Raw genomic sequence first — 18,239 nt, 5'->3', positions numbered from 1 at the left:
AGGTATTATTTTTTTTATTTCAAGTTGTTAAACGTGAAATTTTTGCCACCATTTTTAGCTTAGCGAAGAAATGACAGCTTGCAAGTTTTCCGCCAGTGGCGCTTCGGTTTTTAACCAGTGTAAATCCGGCCAGCTACGCAGCCAGGTCAGCTGCCGTTTCGCCAGCTGCCGCGTGGCGGCGATACCCTGACTGACCATGGTGTCGTAATCCACGCCGCCAGCCAGATAGTCCCACATCTGACGGTAGCCGACACAGCGGATCGAGGGCAAATCCGGATGCAGATCACCTCGCTGGTATAACTGCCGTACTTCCTGCTCAAACCCCTGAGCTAACATCTGCAAAAAGCGTTGTTCAATACGCCGGTGCAACTCAGCCCGATCAGTCGGAGCTATGGCAAACTGCCGCACCTGATACGGCAGTGGCTCTGCCTGCTGCGCCGTTAACGCCGTCAGGGATTGTCCGGTCAGACGGTATACTTCCAGCGCCCTGTTGATCCGTTGTGGGTCATTCGGGTGGATCCGTGCCGCCGCCACCGGATCAAGCTGCGCCAATTGCTGATGCATGGCCTGCCAACCTTTGACCGCAGCTTCTGCTTCCAGTTCCGCCCGAACCGCAGGATCCGCAGCCGGTAAACTGGAAATACCTTGTAGCAGGGCCTTAAAGTACAGCATGGTGCCGCCGACCAGAATAGGGGTATTCCCCCTTTGCCGGATAGCAGCGATCAGCTCCAGTGCATCCTGCCGGAAATCTGCCGCAGAATAGCTTTGTGCCGGATCGCGGATATCCAATAAAAAATGTGGTGCCGCCGCCAATTCTGTTGCATCCGGTTTCGCCGTTCCGATGTCCATACCACGGTAAACCAGCGCACTGTCAACGCTAATCAGCTCTGCCCGCTGCAACTGCTGTTTCAGGGCGATCGCCAGGGCAGTTTTACCTGAGGCGGTGGGTCCCATAATACAGATCAGCGGTAACTCAGTGTTCATCTGCCCGTCCCGCGCTCAGCGCTAATAATTGCTGCGCCGACACCTGGCACGCATTAACCGGTGGTGTCGTCAAAATCTGTGAAAATAAGTTTAACAAAAATTCTGCCTGCAGCACATTGGCTGTTAGTAGTATTTCTAACACCTGTCTGGCTAAGCCGTGCTCTGCCACCCCTTGTTGCAGCAGTTGTGCAAACCAGTCACTGAGCGGTGTATGCCGCAACCACTTCGGTACAGCGCGGATAATCAGCTGCTGATCCCGTACCAGCAAATCAAACCCCAACTGAGTAAAATTGTCCGCCTGGGCTAATAGCAGCTGTAACTCAGCCGGCGCTAGCGCCAGCCGAAGTGGTAACAATAAGGGTGCACTTTCTGTTTGCTGCGGCCAGTAGCTGGCAGCCAGCTCAGCCAGATCCTGCACACACAACTGTTGCTGGTGTACGCGCAGCAAATAGCGGTTTTGTAGTAGCAGATAAGCGGGTTGTTCGACCTTAGTTGATGCTTCGGGCAACGGCATCGCCAGGTACTGCAGTTGCGTCTGAATGGCGGCCGGTTCTGCTACCGGCCAGGCCGGGCTGCGACGCGCCTCCGGATAAGCGTTATTGCCTGAGCTGCCCGGCATACTATGCTGCCTGACAGCAGGGATAGCAGCATCAGAGCGACTGATATTTACCTCAGTTAAGGCGGCAGCCGGCGTAGCTTGACGCTCTGCGGTAGCAGGCAAAGTCACAGCAGCCAGCTGTTGCAGAGCATCAGACAGCGCACTGACGACAAAGTCATGCACCAACCGCGCCTGATGAAAGCGCACCTCGTGTTTCGCCGGATGCACATTGACATCGACTTCGCCCGGATCCAGCTCCAGATAGAGCACAAAGGCCGGTTGCTGTTCAGCGCTGAGTTGCTCGCCATAGGCCTGCCGGATGGCATGGTTCAGTAACTTATCCCGCATCATCCGGCCATTCACATAACTGTACTGACAGGCCGGCTGCCCCTGACAGGCTGCGGCCGGCAGGATCCAGCCGCTTAACCGGATCTGATCGTATTGGTTTTCAATCCACAGCGCCTGCTCGGCAAACTGGCGGCCACAGAGTGCGGCCAGTCGTTTCTGCCTGGCTATGGCCGTGCTGGCAGCAGGCAAGCGCCTGACTTGCTGGCCGTTATGGCTAAGTGACCAGCTAACATCAAACCTGCTCAGTGCCAGGCGTTTGATCAGCTCATCGATATGACTAAATTCAGTTTTGTCGCTACGTAAAAAACGCCGCCGGGCCGGGGTATTGAAGAACAGATCAAGCACTTCGATACTGGTGCCATCCGGATGGGCAGCGGGCCGCACCTGCACCGCCATGTCACGGCCTTCAGCACTGGCTTGCCAGGCTTTATCCTGCGCGGCTGGTTTTGAGGTCAGAGTTAACCGGGAGACCGAGCTGATACTGGCGAGAGCTTCACCGCGAAAGCCGAGACTACAAATTTGCTCCAAATCGGCCAGGCTACTGATCTTACTAGTCGCATGCCGGCTTAACGCCAGCACCAGTTCCTGCTCGGCAATACCGCTGCCGTTATCGCGGATCAGAATTTTCTTACTGCCGCCCTTTTCAATCTCCAGCTCAATTTGCGTGGCGCCAGCGTCCAGGCTGTTCTCTACCAGTTCTTTTACCACTGATGCGGGGCGCTCTACCACCTCACCGGCAGCAATCTGGTTCGCCAGCTGCGGCGGCAATAATTGAATGGGCATCTCAGGGGATCCGTAACACCTGACCGATACGCAGGCTATCAGAACGTAACTGATTGTGCGTGCGTAACTCGTCTATCGACACATTATAACGTTGCGCCAGTAGTGACAGCGATTCGCCAGCCTGAACACGGTGTTCTTTCGCCCGACGCTGGGCGAACAACGAATCTGCCGGTGGCGACAACTCAAAGTGCCGGCGGACACCATTAAAAATTGATTGCACCAGTTTTTGCTGATGGCCAGGCGTCCGTAATAAGCGCTCTTCCTGTGGATTGGAAATAAAACCCACTTCAACCAAAATCGATGGAATATCGGGCGCTCGTAATACCCCTAAACTGGCGGCCTGCGGTTCGCGCTTATGCAAGGTCGTAATTTTACCCATTTCAGATAACACCTGATTCGCCACCTGATGCGCAGTGACCATCGAATGATTCATCGACAAGTCCAGTACCGTTTGTGCCAGATAGCGTTCATTGGCCGAGTCTTTAATCACCTCGGCCACGCCACCTAACAGTTCACCGTGACGCTCGGTTTGTTCCAACATCCGGCCCACTTCTGAGGTAGCGCGACGCAGTGATAAAACCCAGACGGCAGCGCCGCGCGGATGTGGCGAAGTAAAAGCATCGGCATGCACGGAAATCAATAAATCAGCCTGCAGGCGCCGGGCAATGTCGGTACGGCTATTCACCGGCACAAAGTAATCGCCGGTACGGACCAGGGCAGCTTTCATGCCGGGTTCGCGGTTAATCCGCTCCACCAGTTGGCGGGCAATGGGTAAGGTCAGATTTTTCTCAAAGGTGCCGGCTGGGCCAATAGAGCCGGGATCGGTGCCACCATGACCGGCATCGACCGCAATCACAATATCGCGCGCCGCTCTGATACTGGCTGGCGGCACAGGCTGTGGTGTTCGGTTTCCCGCAGAGGACGTAGCCGTAGTGCTGGCCGGTGGCGTTGTGGTAGTAGGGTTAGCCGCTACTGCGGCACTGCCAGTGCGACCCGGTAAATCGACCACCAGACGATGGCCATGCGGCGCGGCTGGCGCCAACGCAAACACATTCGGTTTTACGCCCTGCGTCAGATCCAGCACTATCCGCATCTTGCCCTGACCACCGCTACTGCGAATGCCACGGATAAGATCGGCCTGGCCCTGACTGGCCGGTAGGTTAGTATTGCCGCGGACATTACTCAAATCGATGACCAGCCGGTCGGGATTATCCAGCGTAAAATATTTAAAGTCCGGGGCCGAAGCCAGATCAAACACCACCCGGGTATTGTCTACCGTCGGCGAGATCCGAACATTCTGCACCTGGCTACTGGCCTGTGCCGCCGGTAAAGCCAGCAGACACAGTAACCACAGGCATAGCAGTGACAGCGCGTTAGTTTTTCTCATTATCCGTCAATATCGTTATTATTTTACTGCCAGGCTGACTCGCCGCCGTTAACTGCAAGATGCGCAACTCTCCCTGTTGAGTCAGCTGAATCCGCAAATCCGGTAGCGGCAAAAACCCCTCACCGCGCTCCGGCCACTCAATTAAACACAGGCTCTGTTGATTAAAGTAATCGCGGATGCCCATAAATTCCAGTTCTTCCGCATCATGCAGCCGATATAAATCAAAGTGATATACCTGTAAGTCAGCCAACTGATAGGGTTCAACCAGCGTATAGGTTGGGCTTTTGACTGCACCCTGATGCCCCAACGCCTGGATCAGGCCACGGCAGAAGGTGGTTTTTCCGGCTCCGAGAGAACCTTGTAAAAACACGACCATACCGCCCTGTAGCTGTGCCGCTAATTTAGCCGCAAACGCCAGCGTAGCCTGTTCCGACGGAAGTTGCACCACATAAGACGACACGCTAATACTCCTGACCACAGTAACCAGACAATTCGCTTGCTATGGTAACAAAGGTGGCGCGCCCTGAGCCAGAAAAACCGCTTAAATCTCCCGCTTCGACGGCACTTTGTGGCGCAAGTTCCTCAATTACGCTGACTTTGGGTAAAAAGTCCCGTCTTATGTTAAAGTTAGCGCATCTCAACCTAAGTCACTTTCAGCCGCATCTTTTGGCGCTGCTGAGCGGATAGCATGCAAGCAGAACAGATTAGTCAGCAAATTAAAACCTGGGCCAAAGAACTGGGCTTTCAGTCCTGTGGCATTAGCCGGCCGCAGCTGGGCGCCGAGCAGGAGGCGCGTTTACAGCAATGGCTGGACGCCGGTTACCATGGCGAAATGCAGTATATGGCAGAGCATGGCATGTTGCGCGCCAGACCCGCCGAACTGCATCCGGGGACCTTAAGTGTAATCAGCGTACGGCTGGACTATTTGCCCAAAGCCGCCGCCTTTGCGACTAACCTGGCCGATCCCAGCCAGGCCTATATCAGCCGCTATGCGCTGGGTCGTGATTATCACAAGTTAATGCGTAACCGCTTAAAGCAACTGGGACAGAAAATTGCCTCTCTGATCTCAGATCTGGACGGCCGCCCCTTTGTCGATTCGGCGCCGATTCTGGAACGGCCCTTAGCGCAGCAAGCCGGCCTGGGCTGGATAGGGAAACATAGTCTGCTGCTGGCTGAAGAAGCCGGTTCCTGGTTTTTTCTCGGCGAGTTACTGGTTAATCTTGAACTTCCGGCCGACCAACCACACCCGGGCGATTGCGGCAGCTGTGTCGCCTGTATTACCAGTTGCCCTACCGGCGCTATCGTCGCGCCCTATGTCGTTGATGCCCGCCGTTGCATCTCCTATCTGACAATTGAACTGAAAGGCGCCATTCCAACGGAATTCAGACCCTTACTGGGTAATCGCATTTACGGCTGTGACGATTGCCAGCTGGTATGCCCGGTTAACCGGCAGGCACCGCTGACTGCGGAGCCGGATTTTCAACGCCGGCCGCAGTGGCTGGACCAATCGCTGCTGGCATTATTTCAGTGGGATGAAACGACCTTCCTGCGCCTGACCGAAGGCAGTGCCATCCGGCGTATTGGTTTTGAACGCTGGCAGCGCAATCTGGCAGTGGCGCTGGGTAATGCACCCTATCAGCCAGAAATTGTCGCCACGCTTAAGCAGGCACTGCCAACAGCGACGCCGCTGGTTGCCGAACATATTGAGTGGGCCTTGCAGCAACAAAAACAAAAAAGCTATCTGGCGCAGAATCTGTTACCACGCAGTACCGAAAGACTGGTGCGAATTATTCAGAAGGGCTTGCCCAGAGATGCTGGCTAAGTTGCTCATCCCGCTGCACCAGCCGGGCGGCGGCCAGATCGCAGATCTGTTGTTGTCGACGACTCGATGCCTGATGCCACTCGGTAATTTCGCTGAGTAGCCTGCCGCAGCCAAGGCAACAGTCCTGCTGATCTAAACAACAATTTCGGATACAGGGGTATTTGACCATACTCAACCTCCGACCACAGCTTATCGGCACTCTTGCAGTATAGATCTTGCGCTGCTAACGCGCAGAAAATTTAACAGAAAATCTTTATCAGGCCAACATCGGCGCTAGCAGCGCAACTCGGCTCAGACGTCAGAAACGACAAAGCAGCCGTTAGGCTGCTTTGTGTTGAATTTGGAGCGAGTTACGAGGTTCGAACTCGTGACCTCGACCTTGGCAAGGTCGCGCTCTACCAGCTGAGCTAAACTCGCATCGGGTCGCAGTGATTAACAAGGTTAATCTTGCGTCTGATGGCGCGCATTTTACAAAATCAGTCGCCCGATGCAAGGTTTTTTTCAGGGTAAACGAAAAAAATATTGGCGATAGGTGACTAATTCAGCAATCGACTCGCGGATATCATCCAGCGCCAGATGACTGCTGCTCTTTTGCACCTTCTGCAGCACCTCAGGATGCCAGCGCCGCGCCAGTTCTTTTACCGTGCTGACATCTAAATTACGGTAATGGAAGAAAGCTTCCAGCTCTGGCGCATACTCCGCCAGAAAACGCCGGTCCTGACCAATGCTGTTACCACACATCGGGGATTTGCCCTTGCTGACATACTGGCTTAAAAAAGCGATGGTTTGCTGCTCGGCCTCTGCCAGCGTCACCGTGCTGGCACGACAACGGGCAGTCAAACCGCTCTTGCCATGCTGCTCTACACACCAGGGGTCCATATTATCCAGAATCTCGTCCGCCGTCTTAATCGCAAATACCGGGCCCTCGGCCAGAATATTTAACTGACTGTCGGTAACGATGGTCGCCATTTCCAGAATGACGTCGGTTTTCGGTTCCAGGCCGGTCATTTCCAGATCCAGCCAAATCAGATTAGTATCATTTACTGCCATAGTTTCCTCAGCTATATCGAAGCCAGATGGCTTTGTCCGCGGGCGCTTTACAGGTATGATACACCCCAGAAACCAACTGTGATAGCTAAAGCCAGCAAAACGGTAAACCGTGACCAAGAAAAAACACCTGAATCAACGCCAGCATCAACGTATTGCCGACAATGAGCAGCGGCGGCTAAAACGCAGCAGCAAAGCCAGTACCAGTGACTGGGACGACGCCCTATTGCATCCGCCGGAACAGGGTCTAGTGCTTAGCCGCTTTGGTCAGCATGCCGATGTCGAAGATGCCAGCGGTGCAGTAGTGCGCTGTAATATGCGCCGCACTATCAGTTCGGTGGTCACCGGCGACGAGGTCAGCTGGCGCCGCAGCAAACAACCGACCGGTAGCATTGATGGCGTGATTGAAGCGGTGGCAGAACGGCACTCGGTACTGCTACGCCCGGATTTTTATGATGGCTTAAAACCGGTTGCCGCCAATATCGATTTAATGATTATTGTCTCCGCCATCCTGCCGGCGCTGTCGTTAAATATTATCGACCGTTATCTGGTGGCCTCAGAAATCACCGGCATTAAACCGCTACTGGTCATTAATAAAATCGACTTATTACCCGAAACTGAACAACAGGCGCTCGACCAACAACTGCAACTGTACCGGCAGATGGGCTACGCCTGTCTGTTGGTCAGTGCCAAAACCGGTCAGGGTATGGCCGAGCTGCTAAAGTATCTGCATAGCGGTACCAGCATCTTTGTTGGCCAGTCGGGCGTCGGCAAGTCATCACTAATGAATACGCTGATGCCGGGCCTGGCGGCCGCGACACAGGAAGTATCGGAAGTATCAGGTCTGGGCCAGCATACCACGACGGTATCCCGGCTATATCACCTGCCGGAAGGCGGGAAGCTGATTGACTCACCGGGTATTCGCGAGTTTGCACTCTGGCATTTGTCACCGGAGGAAGTGACCAACGGCTTTATCGAGTTCCGGCCCTGGCTGGGTCGTTGTAAGTTCCGCGACTGTAAGCATTTGACCGATCCGGGCTGTGCCATTCAGCATGCCGTAGCAGAGGGCGAAATCAGCCCGCTACGCTACGAGAGTTACCAGAAAATCCTGCACAGTATGGCGCAGGATAAACCGCATTATTTTTAACTTTTAGTCTTTCAATACGAGTAGCTGACATCTTATGGATAAATTTAAAATCACTCTGCAATACCTGCTACCCAAGCACCTGTTATCACGTTTGGTGGGTTATCTGGCCGCAGCGAAACTGGGTTTTATCAGTCATGCCCTGATTAGCCTGTTTATCAAAGCCTATAAGATCAATATGCAGGAAGCCAGGCATGAAAAAGCCAGTGACTATGCCAGCTTTAATGAGTTCTTTACCCGGCCGCTGAAAGACGGAATCCGGCCGCTGGTCGCCGATCCTGCCATCGTCGCGCACCCGGTAGACGGTGCCATCAGCCAGCTCGGCGATATCGTCGCTGGCCAGCTGGTGCAGGCAAAAAACCACGATTACAGCCTGCAAAGTCTGCTCGGCGGTAAAGCCGAAACGGCAGAGCCTTTTGCCGGTGGCAAATTCGCTACCATTTATCTGGCGCCCAAAGATTACCACCGTATCCATATGCCGGTTAGCGGCACCCTGCGCGAGATGATCTATGTACCAGGTGAGCTATTCTCAGTAAACCCGCTGACCGCTGAAAATGTCCCGGATCTGTTTGCCCGTAATGAACGAGTAGTAACCATTTTTGATACTGAATTCGGCCCTATGGCATTGGTATTGGTTGGCGCCACTATCGTGGCCAGTATCGAAACAGTTTGGGCAGGCACCGTCACACCACCGACGGGTAAAGAGATATTTCGCTGGCAGTATCCGGCTGAGGGCTTAAACAGCATCAGGCTGGAAAAAGGTGCCGAGATGGGTCGTTTTAAACTGGGCTCTACCGTGATCCTGGCGTTCCCGCATGGCAGCATCGACTTTTTAGCTGATCAGCAGCCGGGCACAGTGACCCGTATGGGCACCGCCTTTGCCAATATTAAGTCAGCCAAGACGGCGGACTAAGATGCAAATTATTGCGCATCGCGGCGCCAGTGGTGAGTATCCGGAAAATACCCTGCTGGCGTTTCGCCAGGCCTTAGCCCAGGGCGCAGATGCTATCGAGCTGGATGTGTTTGCGGTAGCGGGTGAACTGATTGTGATCCACGATCCGCATCTGCAGCGCACCACCAATGGCCGCGGCAGTATTTATCAGCATAGCCTGGCACAACTGGCCACCATCGACGCTGGTGCTGGCGAACCAATCCCGCTATTGTGGCAGGTGCTACAGCTGGTACAGGGCCGCTGTTGGCTAAATATCGAATTAAAGGGTGCGGATACGCTCGAACCCTTGCTAAAGCTGCTGCAGCGCGCTGAGCGTGAACTGAACTATGATCTTAACAGCCTGCTGATTTCGTCCTTTAATCATAAACTGCTAGCTGCCGTAAAAGCGGCGCGGCCTGAGCTAAAAACCGGAGCCCTGACGGCTTCACTGCCTATCGACAATTGCGCCTTCGCTGCGAAATTGCAAGCGTACTCAGTGCACTGTGATGCCGGTTTTATCGACGCGGCACTGGTTGCCGATGCCAAAGCCCGGCAACTGCAGCTTTATGTTTATACGGTAGATGAGGCAGATGATTTAGCGCGGCTAAAGGCGCTGGGTGTCGATGGGGTTTTTACTAATTATCCGGCGCGCAGTCGCAAGCTTCTAACCTAAAGTCGCAAGCTCCCGGCGTAAAAAAACCTGCATTAAGCAGGTTTTTTATCATCGGTTTCACAGCTATTACACTGATTGCAAAGCCGCATATTCATAATATGAGCAAACACGACGAGCGAGGCGCCAATCACCAGAATGACATGCTCATAATCGTGGCCCCAGGCATCACGTTGCCAGTAAATAAAACCACCTAAGAACAGCGAGTAAAACGGGTAGAGTTTACGGTGATAACGATGAAAGCCAATAAACAGCGTAATAAAGCCCAGCACCATAGTAAATAACAATACAAAACCTTCAAAGGCATGGTTATGGGCGGCGGTTAAACCCAGCAGCGGTAATACAGGCAGGATCACCGGCAATAAAATACAGTGAATGGCACAGAGTGATGTGACCATAATACCGAACTTATCAAATAATAGCCTTGCCTTTGCCAGCACAACCGAACCCCTATCTTCGTTCCGAGTGTTGTCTCGAGACGATATAATATAACAAAGCACTGTAATTGCAAACCGCAGATTGCAAAGCCGTCGTCAAAAATGCACGCCGGCCGCGCCAGCAATAGCCAGACTATGGCATAATACGGCTACTGAAACACGAAGTGACATGATCAATGGAAAACTTGCTACAACAGTTGGATGAAAACCTGAAAGAGCTTTATCGTAAGGCGTTGGATGCAGATGCTTTGCTGGAGCAGCTACAACAACAGGGCCAGGCCAAATATCAGACAGTCTTTAGTAAAGATGCCGGTTTTAAAGTCGAGAGCAACCGCTTTATGCCGTACCTGGCTGAAACCGCGGAACAGGTAGCGGCGATCCGCCATAGCCAGCAATTTAGTACCAGCACGCTACAGCGGGTCGTGCAACAGCTACAGCTGTTACATAAAACCCTGACGGAGTTCCGTGCAGCCGTAAAGGCGTAAGCGACACAGCCGGCAAGTTTGCCGGCTGGTTGGATTACTGCGGGAAAACTGCAGTATTATTGCGCAGTTTTCGGCGTAACGGCAGCATGCTGGGTAACCGCTGGCTGCACATTCTTGCCAAACCAGTCGTTTAGCATCACTCTTTCGTACTCAAACTCGGGTCTGGCGCTCGGCCGGCTAATGCGCTGTAAAAATCCCATATCGCGCAAACGCTCCTCACCACTTAGCACTTCGTCACCCTGCTGGTCACGCAGCACATGGCTAAAACGTATTGCTGGCGAGTATAAATCCTTTACAATCCGCAGCGCCTGACCACCATTGCCGGCAAAGTAGTCGACATCACCCGCCAGATCGATATCGGTAATGGTCACTTGCCACTGATAACCCTCTGGCATCTGCGCCGCCATGTCGCTAAACATTTTTTCAAATGCGGTCTGCACCCGCTGTTGATAACGGCTACGCGTCTCATTGGTAGGCCGGATATCAGTAAATTTTTCCGGTTCCTGGAAGCTGATCTGTACTTCGGCAGCCGCAGCCTGGCCGATGCCCAACACCGCAATAAGGCTTAAGGCGATTAAATGATTACGCATTGTCTTTCTCCCGGTAGAAACCTTTCCTAAGCTTGCGTTAAAAGTATAGATTGTGCAAAGTTTATGCAAGCTGAACAGTTAAAAAAAAGCCCCGACGTTTCCGTCAGGGCTTATTTATTTAAAATCAGCGGGTTACATCATGCCGCCCATACCACCCATGCCACCCATATCTGGCATTGGTTTTTCTTCTTTTGGCAGCTCAGTTACCATTGCTTCAGTGGTGATCATCAGCGAACCAACAGAGGCAGCGAACTGTAGTGCAGAACGGGTCACTTTGGTTGGATCCAGGATACCCATTTCCAGCATATCGCCGTATACGTCGGTCGCAGCGTTGTAACCGTAGTTACCGGTACCTTCTTTAACCTTGTTAACGACGACTGATGGCTCTTCACCGGCGTTAGATACGATCTGACGCAGTGGCGCTTCCATTGCGCGCAGTGCGATCTTAATACCGTGCGTTTGATCTTCGTTGGCACCGGTTAAGCCAGTCAGTTTGGCCGCTACGCGCACCAGGGCGACACCACCGCCAGGAACTACACCCTCTTCTACCGCAGCACGGGTAGCGTGTAAGGCGTCTTCTACGCGGTGTTTCTTCTCTTTCATTTCGATTTCAGTGGCCGCACCAACTTTGATTACTGCGACACCGCCAGCCAGTTTGGCCAGACGCTCTTGCAGTTTTTCTTTATCATAGTCAGAGGTCGCTTCTTCGATTTGCTGACGGATTTGCTTGACGCGGGCGTCAATAGCCGCTTGCTCACCGGCACCATCGATAATAGTGGTATTGTCTTTGGTGATCACGATGCGCTTCGCTGTACCTAAGTCTTCCAGCGTGGCTTTTTCCAGTTCCATACCGATTTCTTCTGAAATCACGGTACCACCAGTCAGGGTAGCGATATCCTGCAGCATCGCTTTACGACGGTCACCGAAGCCTGGCGCTTTCACGGCAGAGATCTTCACGATACCGCGCATATTGTTGACAACTAAAGTCGCTAAGGCTTCGCCTTCGACGTCTTCAGCAATAATCAGCAGTGGCTTACCTGATTTGGCTACGCCTTCCAGTACCGGCAGTAATTCGCGGATATTAGAAATTTTCTTATCCACAGTCAGGATAAATGGGTTATCCAGTTCAACCTGGCCCGCTTCCTGATTGTTGATAAAATACGGAGACAGGTAACCACGGTCGAATTGCATACCTTCAACCACATCCAGCTCGTTATTCAGACCCTGGCCTTCTTCAACGGTGATTACACCCTCTTTGCCCACTTTGTCCATGGCGTCAGCGATGATCTTACCGATCTCTTCATCTGAGTTAGCAGAGATAGTACCAACCTGAGCTACCGCCTTGCTGTCAGCACATGGCTGTGACAGGGCTTTTAATTCAGCTACGGCGGCAATTACAGCCTTGTCGATACCACGTTTTAAATCCATCGGATTCATACCGGCAGCAACGGCTTTTACGCCTTCGTTAATAATGTTTTGTGCCAGTACCGTAGCGGTAGTGGTACCGTCACCGGCTTCGTCATTGGCCTTAGACGCCACTTCTTTAACCATCTGGGCGCCCATATTCTCGAACTTATCTTCCAGCTCGATTTCTTTGGCAACCGACACACCGTCTTTGGTAATCAGAGGAGCACCAAAAGATTTGTCCAGAATCACGTTACGGCCTTTTGGACCTAAAGTAACGCGCACTGCGTTTGCCAGAATGTTTACGCCTTTCAGCATCTTGTTACGGGCTTCATCGCCAAAACGTACGTCTTTTGCAGCCATTTTCGTATCCTTAAAAGTCGTTAATTGTTAATCAGAAAAGGGAAAGGGGAATTAATCCAGGATCACACCTAAGATGTTATCTTCTTTGGTGATCACATATTCCTGACCATCAATTTTCTCAGTGCGCTCTACATAGGCACCGAACAGAACCTTGTCGCCAACCTTAACGTCCAGTGGTTTCACATCGCCGTTATCTAAAATACGACCATTGCCCACTGCTACTACGACACCGCGCGTTGATTTTTCTGCGGAAGCACCAGTCAGAACGATGCCACCGGCAGACTTGCTCTCAGCGTCGGTACGTTTGATGATGACACGATCATGTAATGGACGAATATTCATGCTCTATCTCCTAAAGCGTTTGGGTTTTAACGTGACAGTTAAATTTTGTGTGCTCGCTATATGGGGCGAACCGAAAAAAATTCCAAGGGCCGGCAGAAAAAAATTCCGCAAAACGCGGCCACGGTTTACCGTACAATGGTGCTAACCTAACAAAAAACCAAGGTCTGATATGAGCGATTATCTGCTGATCCTGTGTAACTGCCCGGATGAGACGACGGCTGCGGCTATTACCTCCCAGCTGTTACAGCAACGGCTGGTGGCCTGTGTTAACCGGCTACCCGCGGTACAATCCAGCTATATCTGGCAGGACAAACTGGAACAGGCGGTGGAAATTCAGTTGCAACTTAAAGCGCCAAAGCGGAACTTTACCGCAATTGAGCAAGCCATAAGCGCCATTCACCCGTATGCTGTGCCGGAAATTATCGCCGTTGAGCTTTGTCAGCTGAATCAGGCTTATGCCGCCTGGATTAATGAGGTTACCTGTGATTAAACGCTGTTGTTATCTACTGCTGCTGCCCCTACTGTTCCTGTTGCTAACCAGCACGGCGACTGCGCAGCAGCAAAGCCCGCAAACCAGCCCGACGAATAATAATGCTGTGCTGCAAAGCCTGTTGCAGGGCCAGCCACAATTTTTACCGGTGGAACAGGCCTTTGTGCTGGACTACCGCCAGCAGGATAACGAGCTGTTGCTAAGCTGGACTATCGCCGATGGCTATTATATGTATCGCGATAAGTTTAAGTTTGGCGGCGTGGCGGTCAGCTTTTCGCATCCGACCTATCCGGCCAGTATCAGTATTGAAGATGAATTCTTTGGTAAAACCGAAGTCTATTATCATCAATTGCAGTTGAAGATCCCGCTGTCTGATATCGACGAAGATGCACTCTTTCGGGTGCAATTTATGGGCTGCGCTGAAGCCGGTCTGTGTTATCCGCCAACGACCATTGAAATACCACTGACCCAGCCTGGCCAGGCTGAAACCAGCGCCAGTTTGGCGACAACAGCACCGGTATCCAGCCAGTTTGGCTTATTGGAGCGCTTAAGTGAAGGCTCAGTGCTGGTAAGTCTGGGCGTATTTTTCCTGCTCGGCTTAGGGCTGTCCTTTACGCCCTGCGTGTTTCCGATGTATCCGATTCTAAGTAGTATTATTGTCGGCCAGGGCCAGCGGCTGTCGACCCAACGTGCCTTTGGCTTGTCGATGTCCTATGTGCAGGGTATGGCACTGACTTATTCCCTGCTCGGGCTGGTGGTTGCCAGTTTGGGCGTAAAATTCCAGGCGGCATTGCAGCACCCGGCCGTATTAATCGTCGCTGCGGTGATCTTTGTGCTGCTGGCCTTGGCGATGTTTGGCGTCTTTAATCTGCAATTGCCAACCCGCTGGCAGGAAAAGGTGGCTGGCGTCAGTAACAAACAACAGGGTGGCTCGCTAAAAGGCGCCTTTACCATGGGCGCATTATCCGGCTTGATTGCCTCACCCTGTACTACGGCCCCGCTGTCTGCGGCACTGTTGTATGTGGCGCAAAGCGGCGATCTGGCCCTTGGCGCCCTGACGCTGTATGTGCTGAGCCTGGGGATGGGTTTACCTTTGTTATTACTCGGTACCTCAGGTGGTCGTCTGCTGCCAAAAGCCGGCAACTGGATGAACGCGGTAAAAAATATCTTTGGCTTCCTGTTACTGGCGGTGCCACTGATCCTGTTAGAGCGCTTTTTACCGTTCTGGATCGTGTTAGCCCTTGGCACTGTCTTAACGCTGGCGCTGGTATTTTATTTATACCGCTTGCTGTTCAGCCTAAGCAGTGTCAACGCTAAAGCCAGTGTCGCAGTGCTGGCACAGCTGTTGTTACTGGGTATCTTCTGGCTGAATTTACAGTATTACCGTCCGGCCAGCCCGGCTCTGCCGCAAGCGACGGTAAGCGCGGAGGGCGAAAATATTAATGCACTTGGCTTTATTGTGGTAAAAGATGCCGATGAGCTGGCGCAGCAACTGCAGAAGGCGAAAGCGGCCGGTCAGTATGCATTGGTCGACCTGTATGCCGAGTGGTGCGTGGCATGCAAAGAGTTTGAGCAACTGACCTTTCCAAGGCCGGAGGTTACCGCCCTCACCTCACAGATGCGGCTGATTAAAATTGATGTCACCCGGATGACCCGCAAAGATCAGGCGCTGCTGGATAGCTATCAGGTGTTGGGTTTACCTACCCTGCTATTTTTCGCCCCCGATGGCAGCGAGCTTAAACAAAGCCGCGTCACCGGCTTTATGAATGCCAGCGCCTTTGCCAATCATTTACAGGCGATGATGCAATAATAATGAGCGGCTGCAGTAAACCAGGCTGCAGCCACTCTCTGTCTGTTGTACCTTCCCATTTAGATTGTCGACATTACAACCATCCAGATGGCTACTGGCTGATAAGACCAGTATTTTGCTGCCATTTGCGGCGATTTCACTATAATAAGGCGCGGATCTGTCAGACAGGCATCGACAAGGTGCCTAAATTGGCCGTAAAGTGTGCATCTAACAGCTACGGCAACACTTGCTGACATCTTCCGGGAAAAGACAGGATAACTTAATTAATGACCGCGAATTTACGCATTCTGTTATTGAATGGCCCTAATCTGAATATGCTGGGTATTCGGGAGCCTGCGACCTATGGTGCCGCAACGCTGGCGCAAATTGTCGCCGGCTTGCAACAACAGGCAGCAGAGCTTAACGTGACGCTGACGGCGCTGCAATCCAATGCCGAGCATCAATTGATTGACGCCATTCAACAAAGTTATCAGCAGCAGGATTTTATAATTATCAATCCCGGTGCCTTTACCCATACCAGCATTGCGCTGCGTGATGCACTGTTAGCAGTGGCGATTCCCTTTATCGAAGTACATTTATCCAATGTGCATGCCCGGGAAGCTTTCCGCCAACACTCTTATTTATCTGATATCGCCAAAGGGGTCATTTGTGGCCTGGGCGCCAGAGGCTACCACTATGCTCTGGATGCGGCGGTATCACTGTTACGACCACACAACCAAAATTAACTCAATCAGGCGAAAAAGATGGACATTAGAAAAATTAAAAAATTGATCGAACTGCTGGAAGAATCAGGCATTTCTGAGCTGGAAATTACCGAGGGTGAAGAGTCGGTACGTATCAGCCGTAATGGCCCGGCGCAGCACTATGCCCCAGCGCCGATGCATTATGCTGCCCCGGCTCCGGCACCTGTTGCGGCACCCGCCGCTGCTCCTGTTGCCGCCGCTGTGGCAGAAAAGCCAGTAGTTTCCGGCCACGTCGTCAAATCACCAATGGTCGGTTCTTTCTACCGCGCCGCTTCGCCAACCTCGAAAAACTTTGTTGAAGTCGGCCAAAGCGTAAAAGTCGGTGATACGCTCTGTATCGTCGAAGCGATGAAAATGATGAACCAAATCCAGTCTGACAAGGCCGGGGTGGTAAAAGAAATTCTGGTTGAAAACGGCGAGCCGGTAGAATTCGATCAACCGCTATTTATTATCGAATAAGATAAGGACGCACTGATGCTGGAAAAAGTCCTGATCGCAAACCGAGGCGAAATTGCGCTGCGCATTTTGCGTGCCTGCAAAGAGCTCGGGATCAAGACGGTAGCCGTGCACTCCACGGTTGACCGTAATTTAAAGCACGTGCTGCTGGCCGATGAAACCATCTGTATTGGCCCGGCACCGTCACCACAAAGCTATTTGAATATCCCCGCGCTGATCGCGGCGGCCGAAGTGACCAATGCCCAAGCCATCCACCCGGGTTACGGCTTTTTGGCCGAGCGCGCTGACTTTGCGCAGCAGGTTGAAGAAAGCGGCCTGGTCTTTATCGGCCCGCACCCGGATTCGATCCGGCTGATGGGTGATAAGGTTTCCGCCATTGAGGCAATGAAAAAAGCCGGCGTACCTTGTGTACCGGGCTCAGACGGCGCAGTCGGCGATGATGCAGCCACTAATAAAGCGATCGCGAAACGCATCGGTTACCCTATTATCGTTAAGGCTGCCGGCGGCGGTGGTGGCCGCGGTATGCGCGTGGTACGTAGCGAAGAAGAACTGGTTAGCTCAATTGAAATGACCAAGGCCGAAGCCAAGGCCGCCTTTGGTAATGACATGGTGTATATGGAGAAATTCCTGGAAAACCCACGTCATATCGAAATTCAGGTGCTGGCAGATGGTCAGGGCAATGCGATTCACTTAGGTGAACGTGACTGTTCAATGCAGCGCCGCCATCAAAAAGTGGTGGAAGAAGCACCGGCACCAGGCATTACACCAGAGCTGCGTGCCTTTATCGGTGGTCGTTGTGTCGATGCCTGTAAGGTGATGAACTACCGCGGCGCCGGTACTTTCGAGTTTCTGTTTGAAAACGGCGAATTCTTCTTTATCGAGATGAATACCCGCATTCAGGTAGAACACCCGGTTACTGAGATGATTACCGGCGTCGACCTGATTAAAGAGCAGCTGCGCATTGCCTCTGGCATGCCACTGACCATTAAGCAGGAAGATATCGTGATCCGTGGCCATGCGGTGGAATGCCGGATTAACGCCGAAGATCCGGTTAGCTTTATTCCGTCACCAGGTAAAATCACCCGCTTCCATCCACCAGGTGGTAACGGCATCCGTTGGGATTCGCATATCTATGCCGATTACAGCGTACCGCCAAACTACGACTCTATGGTTGGCAAGCTGATTACCTACGGTGAGAGCCGTGATATCGCCATCGCCCGGATGCGTAACGCACTGGACGAGTTACTGGTCGAAGGCATTAAAACCAATATCCCACTGCATAAAGATATTATGCGCGATGCCGGTTTCTGCCAGGGCGGCACCAATATCCACTATCTGGAAAAGAAACTGGGTATTAAGTAAGCCGCGGTATTCGCACGTGAAAAGGAGCCTGCATGGCTCCTCA

At 52.5% G+C, this 18,239-nt stretch carries 20 protein-coding genes and 1 tRNA gene; 10 read left to right on the top strand and 11 right to left on the bottom strand.

From position 1 onward, the window contains the following. Positions 1-54 precede the first annotated feature (54 nt). Genes miaA through tsaE form a run of 4 tightly spaced genes read right to left on the bottom strand, consistent with a single transcriptional unit; the run spans position 55 to position 4,560 of the window. Positions 55-984 (bottom strand): tRNA (adenosine(37)-N6)-dimethylallyltransferase MiaA, encoded by a 930-nt coding sequence (gene miaA, locus AJE_RS12805; RefSeq protein ID WP_008951219.1) that lies wholly within the window; start codon positions 982-984, stop codon positions 55-57. Continuing rightward, a complete protein-coding gene (gene mutL / locus AJE_RS12800) occupies positions 974-2,713 on the bottom strand; it encodes a DNA mismatch repair endonuclease MutL (protein WP_008951218.1) in 1,740 nt (579 codons plus the stop codon). Before mutL ends, miaA begins: the two co-directional genes overlap by 11 nt. A 1-nt stretch (position 2,714) precedes the next feature. Beyond that, entirely contained in the window at positions 2,715-4,100 is a 1,386-nt protein-coding gene (locus AJE_RS12795) for an N-acetylmuramoyl-L-alanine amidase (protein ID WP_008951217.1), read from the bottom strand. Continuing rightward, complete coding sequence (tsaE, locus tag AJE_RS12790; RefSeq protein WP_008951216.1) at positions 4,087-4,560, bottom strand: tRNA (adenosine(37)-N6)-threonylcarbamoyltransferase complex ATPase subunit type 1 TsaE; 474 nt, start codon at positions 4,558-4,560, stop codon at positions 4,087-4,089. Before tsaE ends, AJE_RS12795 begins: the two co-directional genes overlap by 14 nt. Before the next feature lie 228 nt (positions 4,561-4,788). Between tsaE and queG the strand changes: the two genes are divergently transcribed. Beyond that, on the top strand, positions 4,789-5,922 hold the full coding sequence (queG, locus tag AJE_RS12785) for a tRNA epoxyqueuosine(34) reductase QueG (RefSeq protein WP_008951215.1): 1,134 nt from the start codon (positions 4,789-4,791) through the stop codon (positions 5,920-5,922). Here the strand turns inward: queG and AJE_RS18265 are convergent. The 3 genes from AJE_RS18265 to orn form a co-directional block, all read right to left on the bottom strand. Further along, positions 5,888-6,091 (bottom strand): DUF1289 domain-containing protein, encoded by a 204-nt coding sequence (locus AJE_RS18265; protein ID WP_008951214.1) that lies wholly within the window; start codon positions 6,089-6,091, stop codon positions 5,888-5,890. The genes queG and AJE_RS18265 overlap by 35 nt on opposite strands. Before the next feature lie 172 nt (positions 6,092-6,263). After that, positions 6,264-6,339: transfer RNA gene (locus AJE_RS12780), tRNA-Gly, on the bottom strand. Positions 6,340-6,423: 84 nt separating this feature from the next. Further along, entirely contained in the window at positions 6,424-6,972 is a 549-nt protein-coding gene (gene orn / locus AJE_RS12775) for an oligoribonuclease (protein WP_008607080.1), read from the bottom strand. A gap of 109 nt (positions 6,973-7,081) precedes the next feature. Between orn and rsgA the strand changes: the two genes are divergently transcribed. The 3 genes from rsgA to AJE_RS12760 are packed head-to-tail and all read left to right on the top strand — an operon-like array spanning position 7,082 to position 9,717. Further along, on the top strand, positions 7,082-8,116 hold the full coding sequence (rsgA, locus tag AJE_RS12770) for a small ribosomal subunit biogenesis GTPase RsgA (RefSeq protein ID WP_008951213.1): 1,035 nt from the start codon (positions 7,082-7,084) through the stop codon (positions 8,114-8,116). 34 nt (positions 8,117-8,150) lie between these two features. Further along, positions 8,151-9,026, top strand: a complete 876-nt coding sequence (gene asd, locus AJE_RS12765) for an archaetidylserine decarboxylase (RefSeq protein WP_008951212.1) — start codon at positions 8,151-8,153, stop codon at positions 9,024-9,026. A 1-nt stretch (position 9,027) separates the two neighbouring features. Then, the gene (locus AJE_RS12760; RefSeq protein WP_008951211.1) at positions 9,028-9,717 is read left to right on the top strand and encodes a glycerophosphodiester phosphodiesterase; all 690 of its coding nucleotides are present in this window, start codon (positions 9,028-9,030) and stop codon (positions 9,715-9,717) included. Positions 9,718-9,749: 32 nt separating this feature from the next. Here the strand turns inward: AJE_RS12760 and AJE_RS12755 are convergent, their stop codons facing one another. Next, positions 9,750-10,154, bottom strand: a complete 405-nt coding sequence (locus AJE_RS12755; protein WP_008607075.1) for a MerC domain-containing protein — start codon at positions 10,152-10,154, stop codon at positions 9,750-9,752. Between the two features lie 173 nt (positions 10,155-10,327). On the opposite strand from AJE_RS12755, the gene AJE_RS12750 reads away from it, so the two are divergent. After that, entirely contained in the window at positions 10,328-10,636 is a 309-nt protein-coding gene (locus tag AJE_RS12750) for a hypothetical protein (protein WP_008951210.1), read from the top strand. A 56-nt stretch (positions 10,637-10,692) separates the two neighbouring features. Here the strand turns inward: AJE_RS12750 and AJE_RS12745 are convergent, their stop codons facing one another. The 3 genes from AJE_RS12745 to AJE_RS12735 form a co-directional block, all read right to left on the bottom strand. After that, the gene (locus AJE_RS12745; RefSeq protein WP_008951209.1) at positions 10,693-11,226 is read right to left on the bottom strand and encodes a DUF3016 domain-containing protein; all 534 of its coding nucleotides are present in this window, start codon (positions 11,224-11,226) and stop codon (positions 10,693-10,695) included. Positions 11,227-11,358: 132 nt separating this feature from the next. Then, the gene (gene groL, locus AJE_RS12740; RefSeq protein ID WP_008951208.1) at positions 11,359-12,993 is read right to left on the bottom strand and encodes a chaperonin GroEL; all 1,635 of its coding nucleotides are present in this window, start codon (positions 12,991-12,993) and stop codon (positions 11,359-11,361) included. Between the two features lie 51 nt (positions 12,994-13,044). Further along, positions 13,045-13,335, bottom strand: a complete 291-nt coding sequence (locus tag AJE_RS12735) for a co-chaperone GroES (protein WP_008607071.1) — start codon at positions 13,333-13,335, stop codon at positions 13,045-13,047. Between the two features lie 169 nt (positions 13,336-13,504). Here AJE_RS12735 and cutA point away from each other — a divergent pair, with 169 nt between their 5' ends. The 5 genes from cutA to accC all read left to right on the top strand — a co-directional run bounded on the left by cutA (position 13,505) and on the right by accC (position 18,196). Next, entirely contained in the window at positions 13,505-13,825 is a 321-nt protein-coding gene (cutA, locus tag AJE_RS12730) for a divalent-cation tolerance protein CutA (protein WP_008951207.1), read from the top strand. Next, entirely contained in the window at positions 13,818-15,635 is a 1,818-nt protein-coding gene (locus AJE_RS12725) for a protein-disulfide reductase DsbD (RefSeq protein WP_008951206.1), read from the top strand. Before cutA ends, AJE_RS12725 begins: the two co-directional genes overlap by 8 nt. A gap of 266 nt (positions 15,636-15,901) precedes the next feature. Then, positions 15,902-16,360 (top strand): type II 3-dehydroquinate dehydratase, encoded by a 459-nt coding sequence (gene aroQ, locus AJE_RS12720; protein WP_008607068.1) that lies wholly within the window; start codon positions 15,902-15,904, stop codon positions 16,358-16,360. A gap of 18 nt (positions 16,361-16,378) precedes the next feature. After that, a complete protein-coding gene (gene accB / locus AJE_RS12715; protein ID WP_008951205.1) occupies positions 16,379-16,837 on the top strand; it encodes an acetyl-CoA carboxylase biotin carboxyl carrier protein in 459 nt (152 codons plus the stop codon). Positions 16,838-16,852: 15 nt separating this feature from the next. Beyond that, complete coding sequence (gene accC / locus AJE_RS12710) at positions 16,853-18,196, top strand: acetyl-CoA carboxylase biotin carboxylase subunit (RefSeq protein WP_008607065.1); 1,344 nt, start codon at positions 16,853-16,855, stop codon at positions 18,194-18,196. Positions 18,197-18,239: the final 43 nt, after the last annotated feature.

The sequence above is a fragment of the Alishewanella jeotgali KCTC 22429 genome (assembly GCF_000245735.1).
GTDB classification, from domain to species: Bacteria; Pseudomonadota; Gammaproteobacteria; order Enterobacterales; family Alteromonadaceae; genus Alishewanella; species Alishewanella jeotgali.
This window is presented reverse-complemented; position numbering and strand designations above follow the sequence as displayed.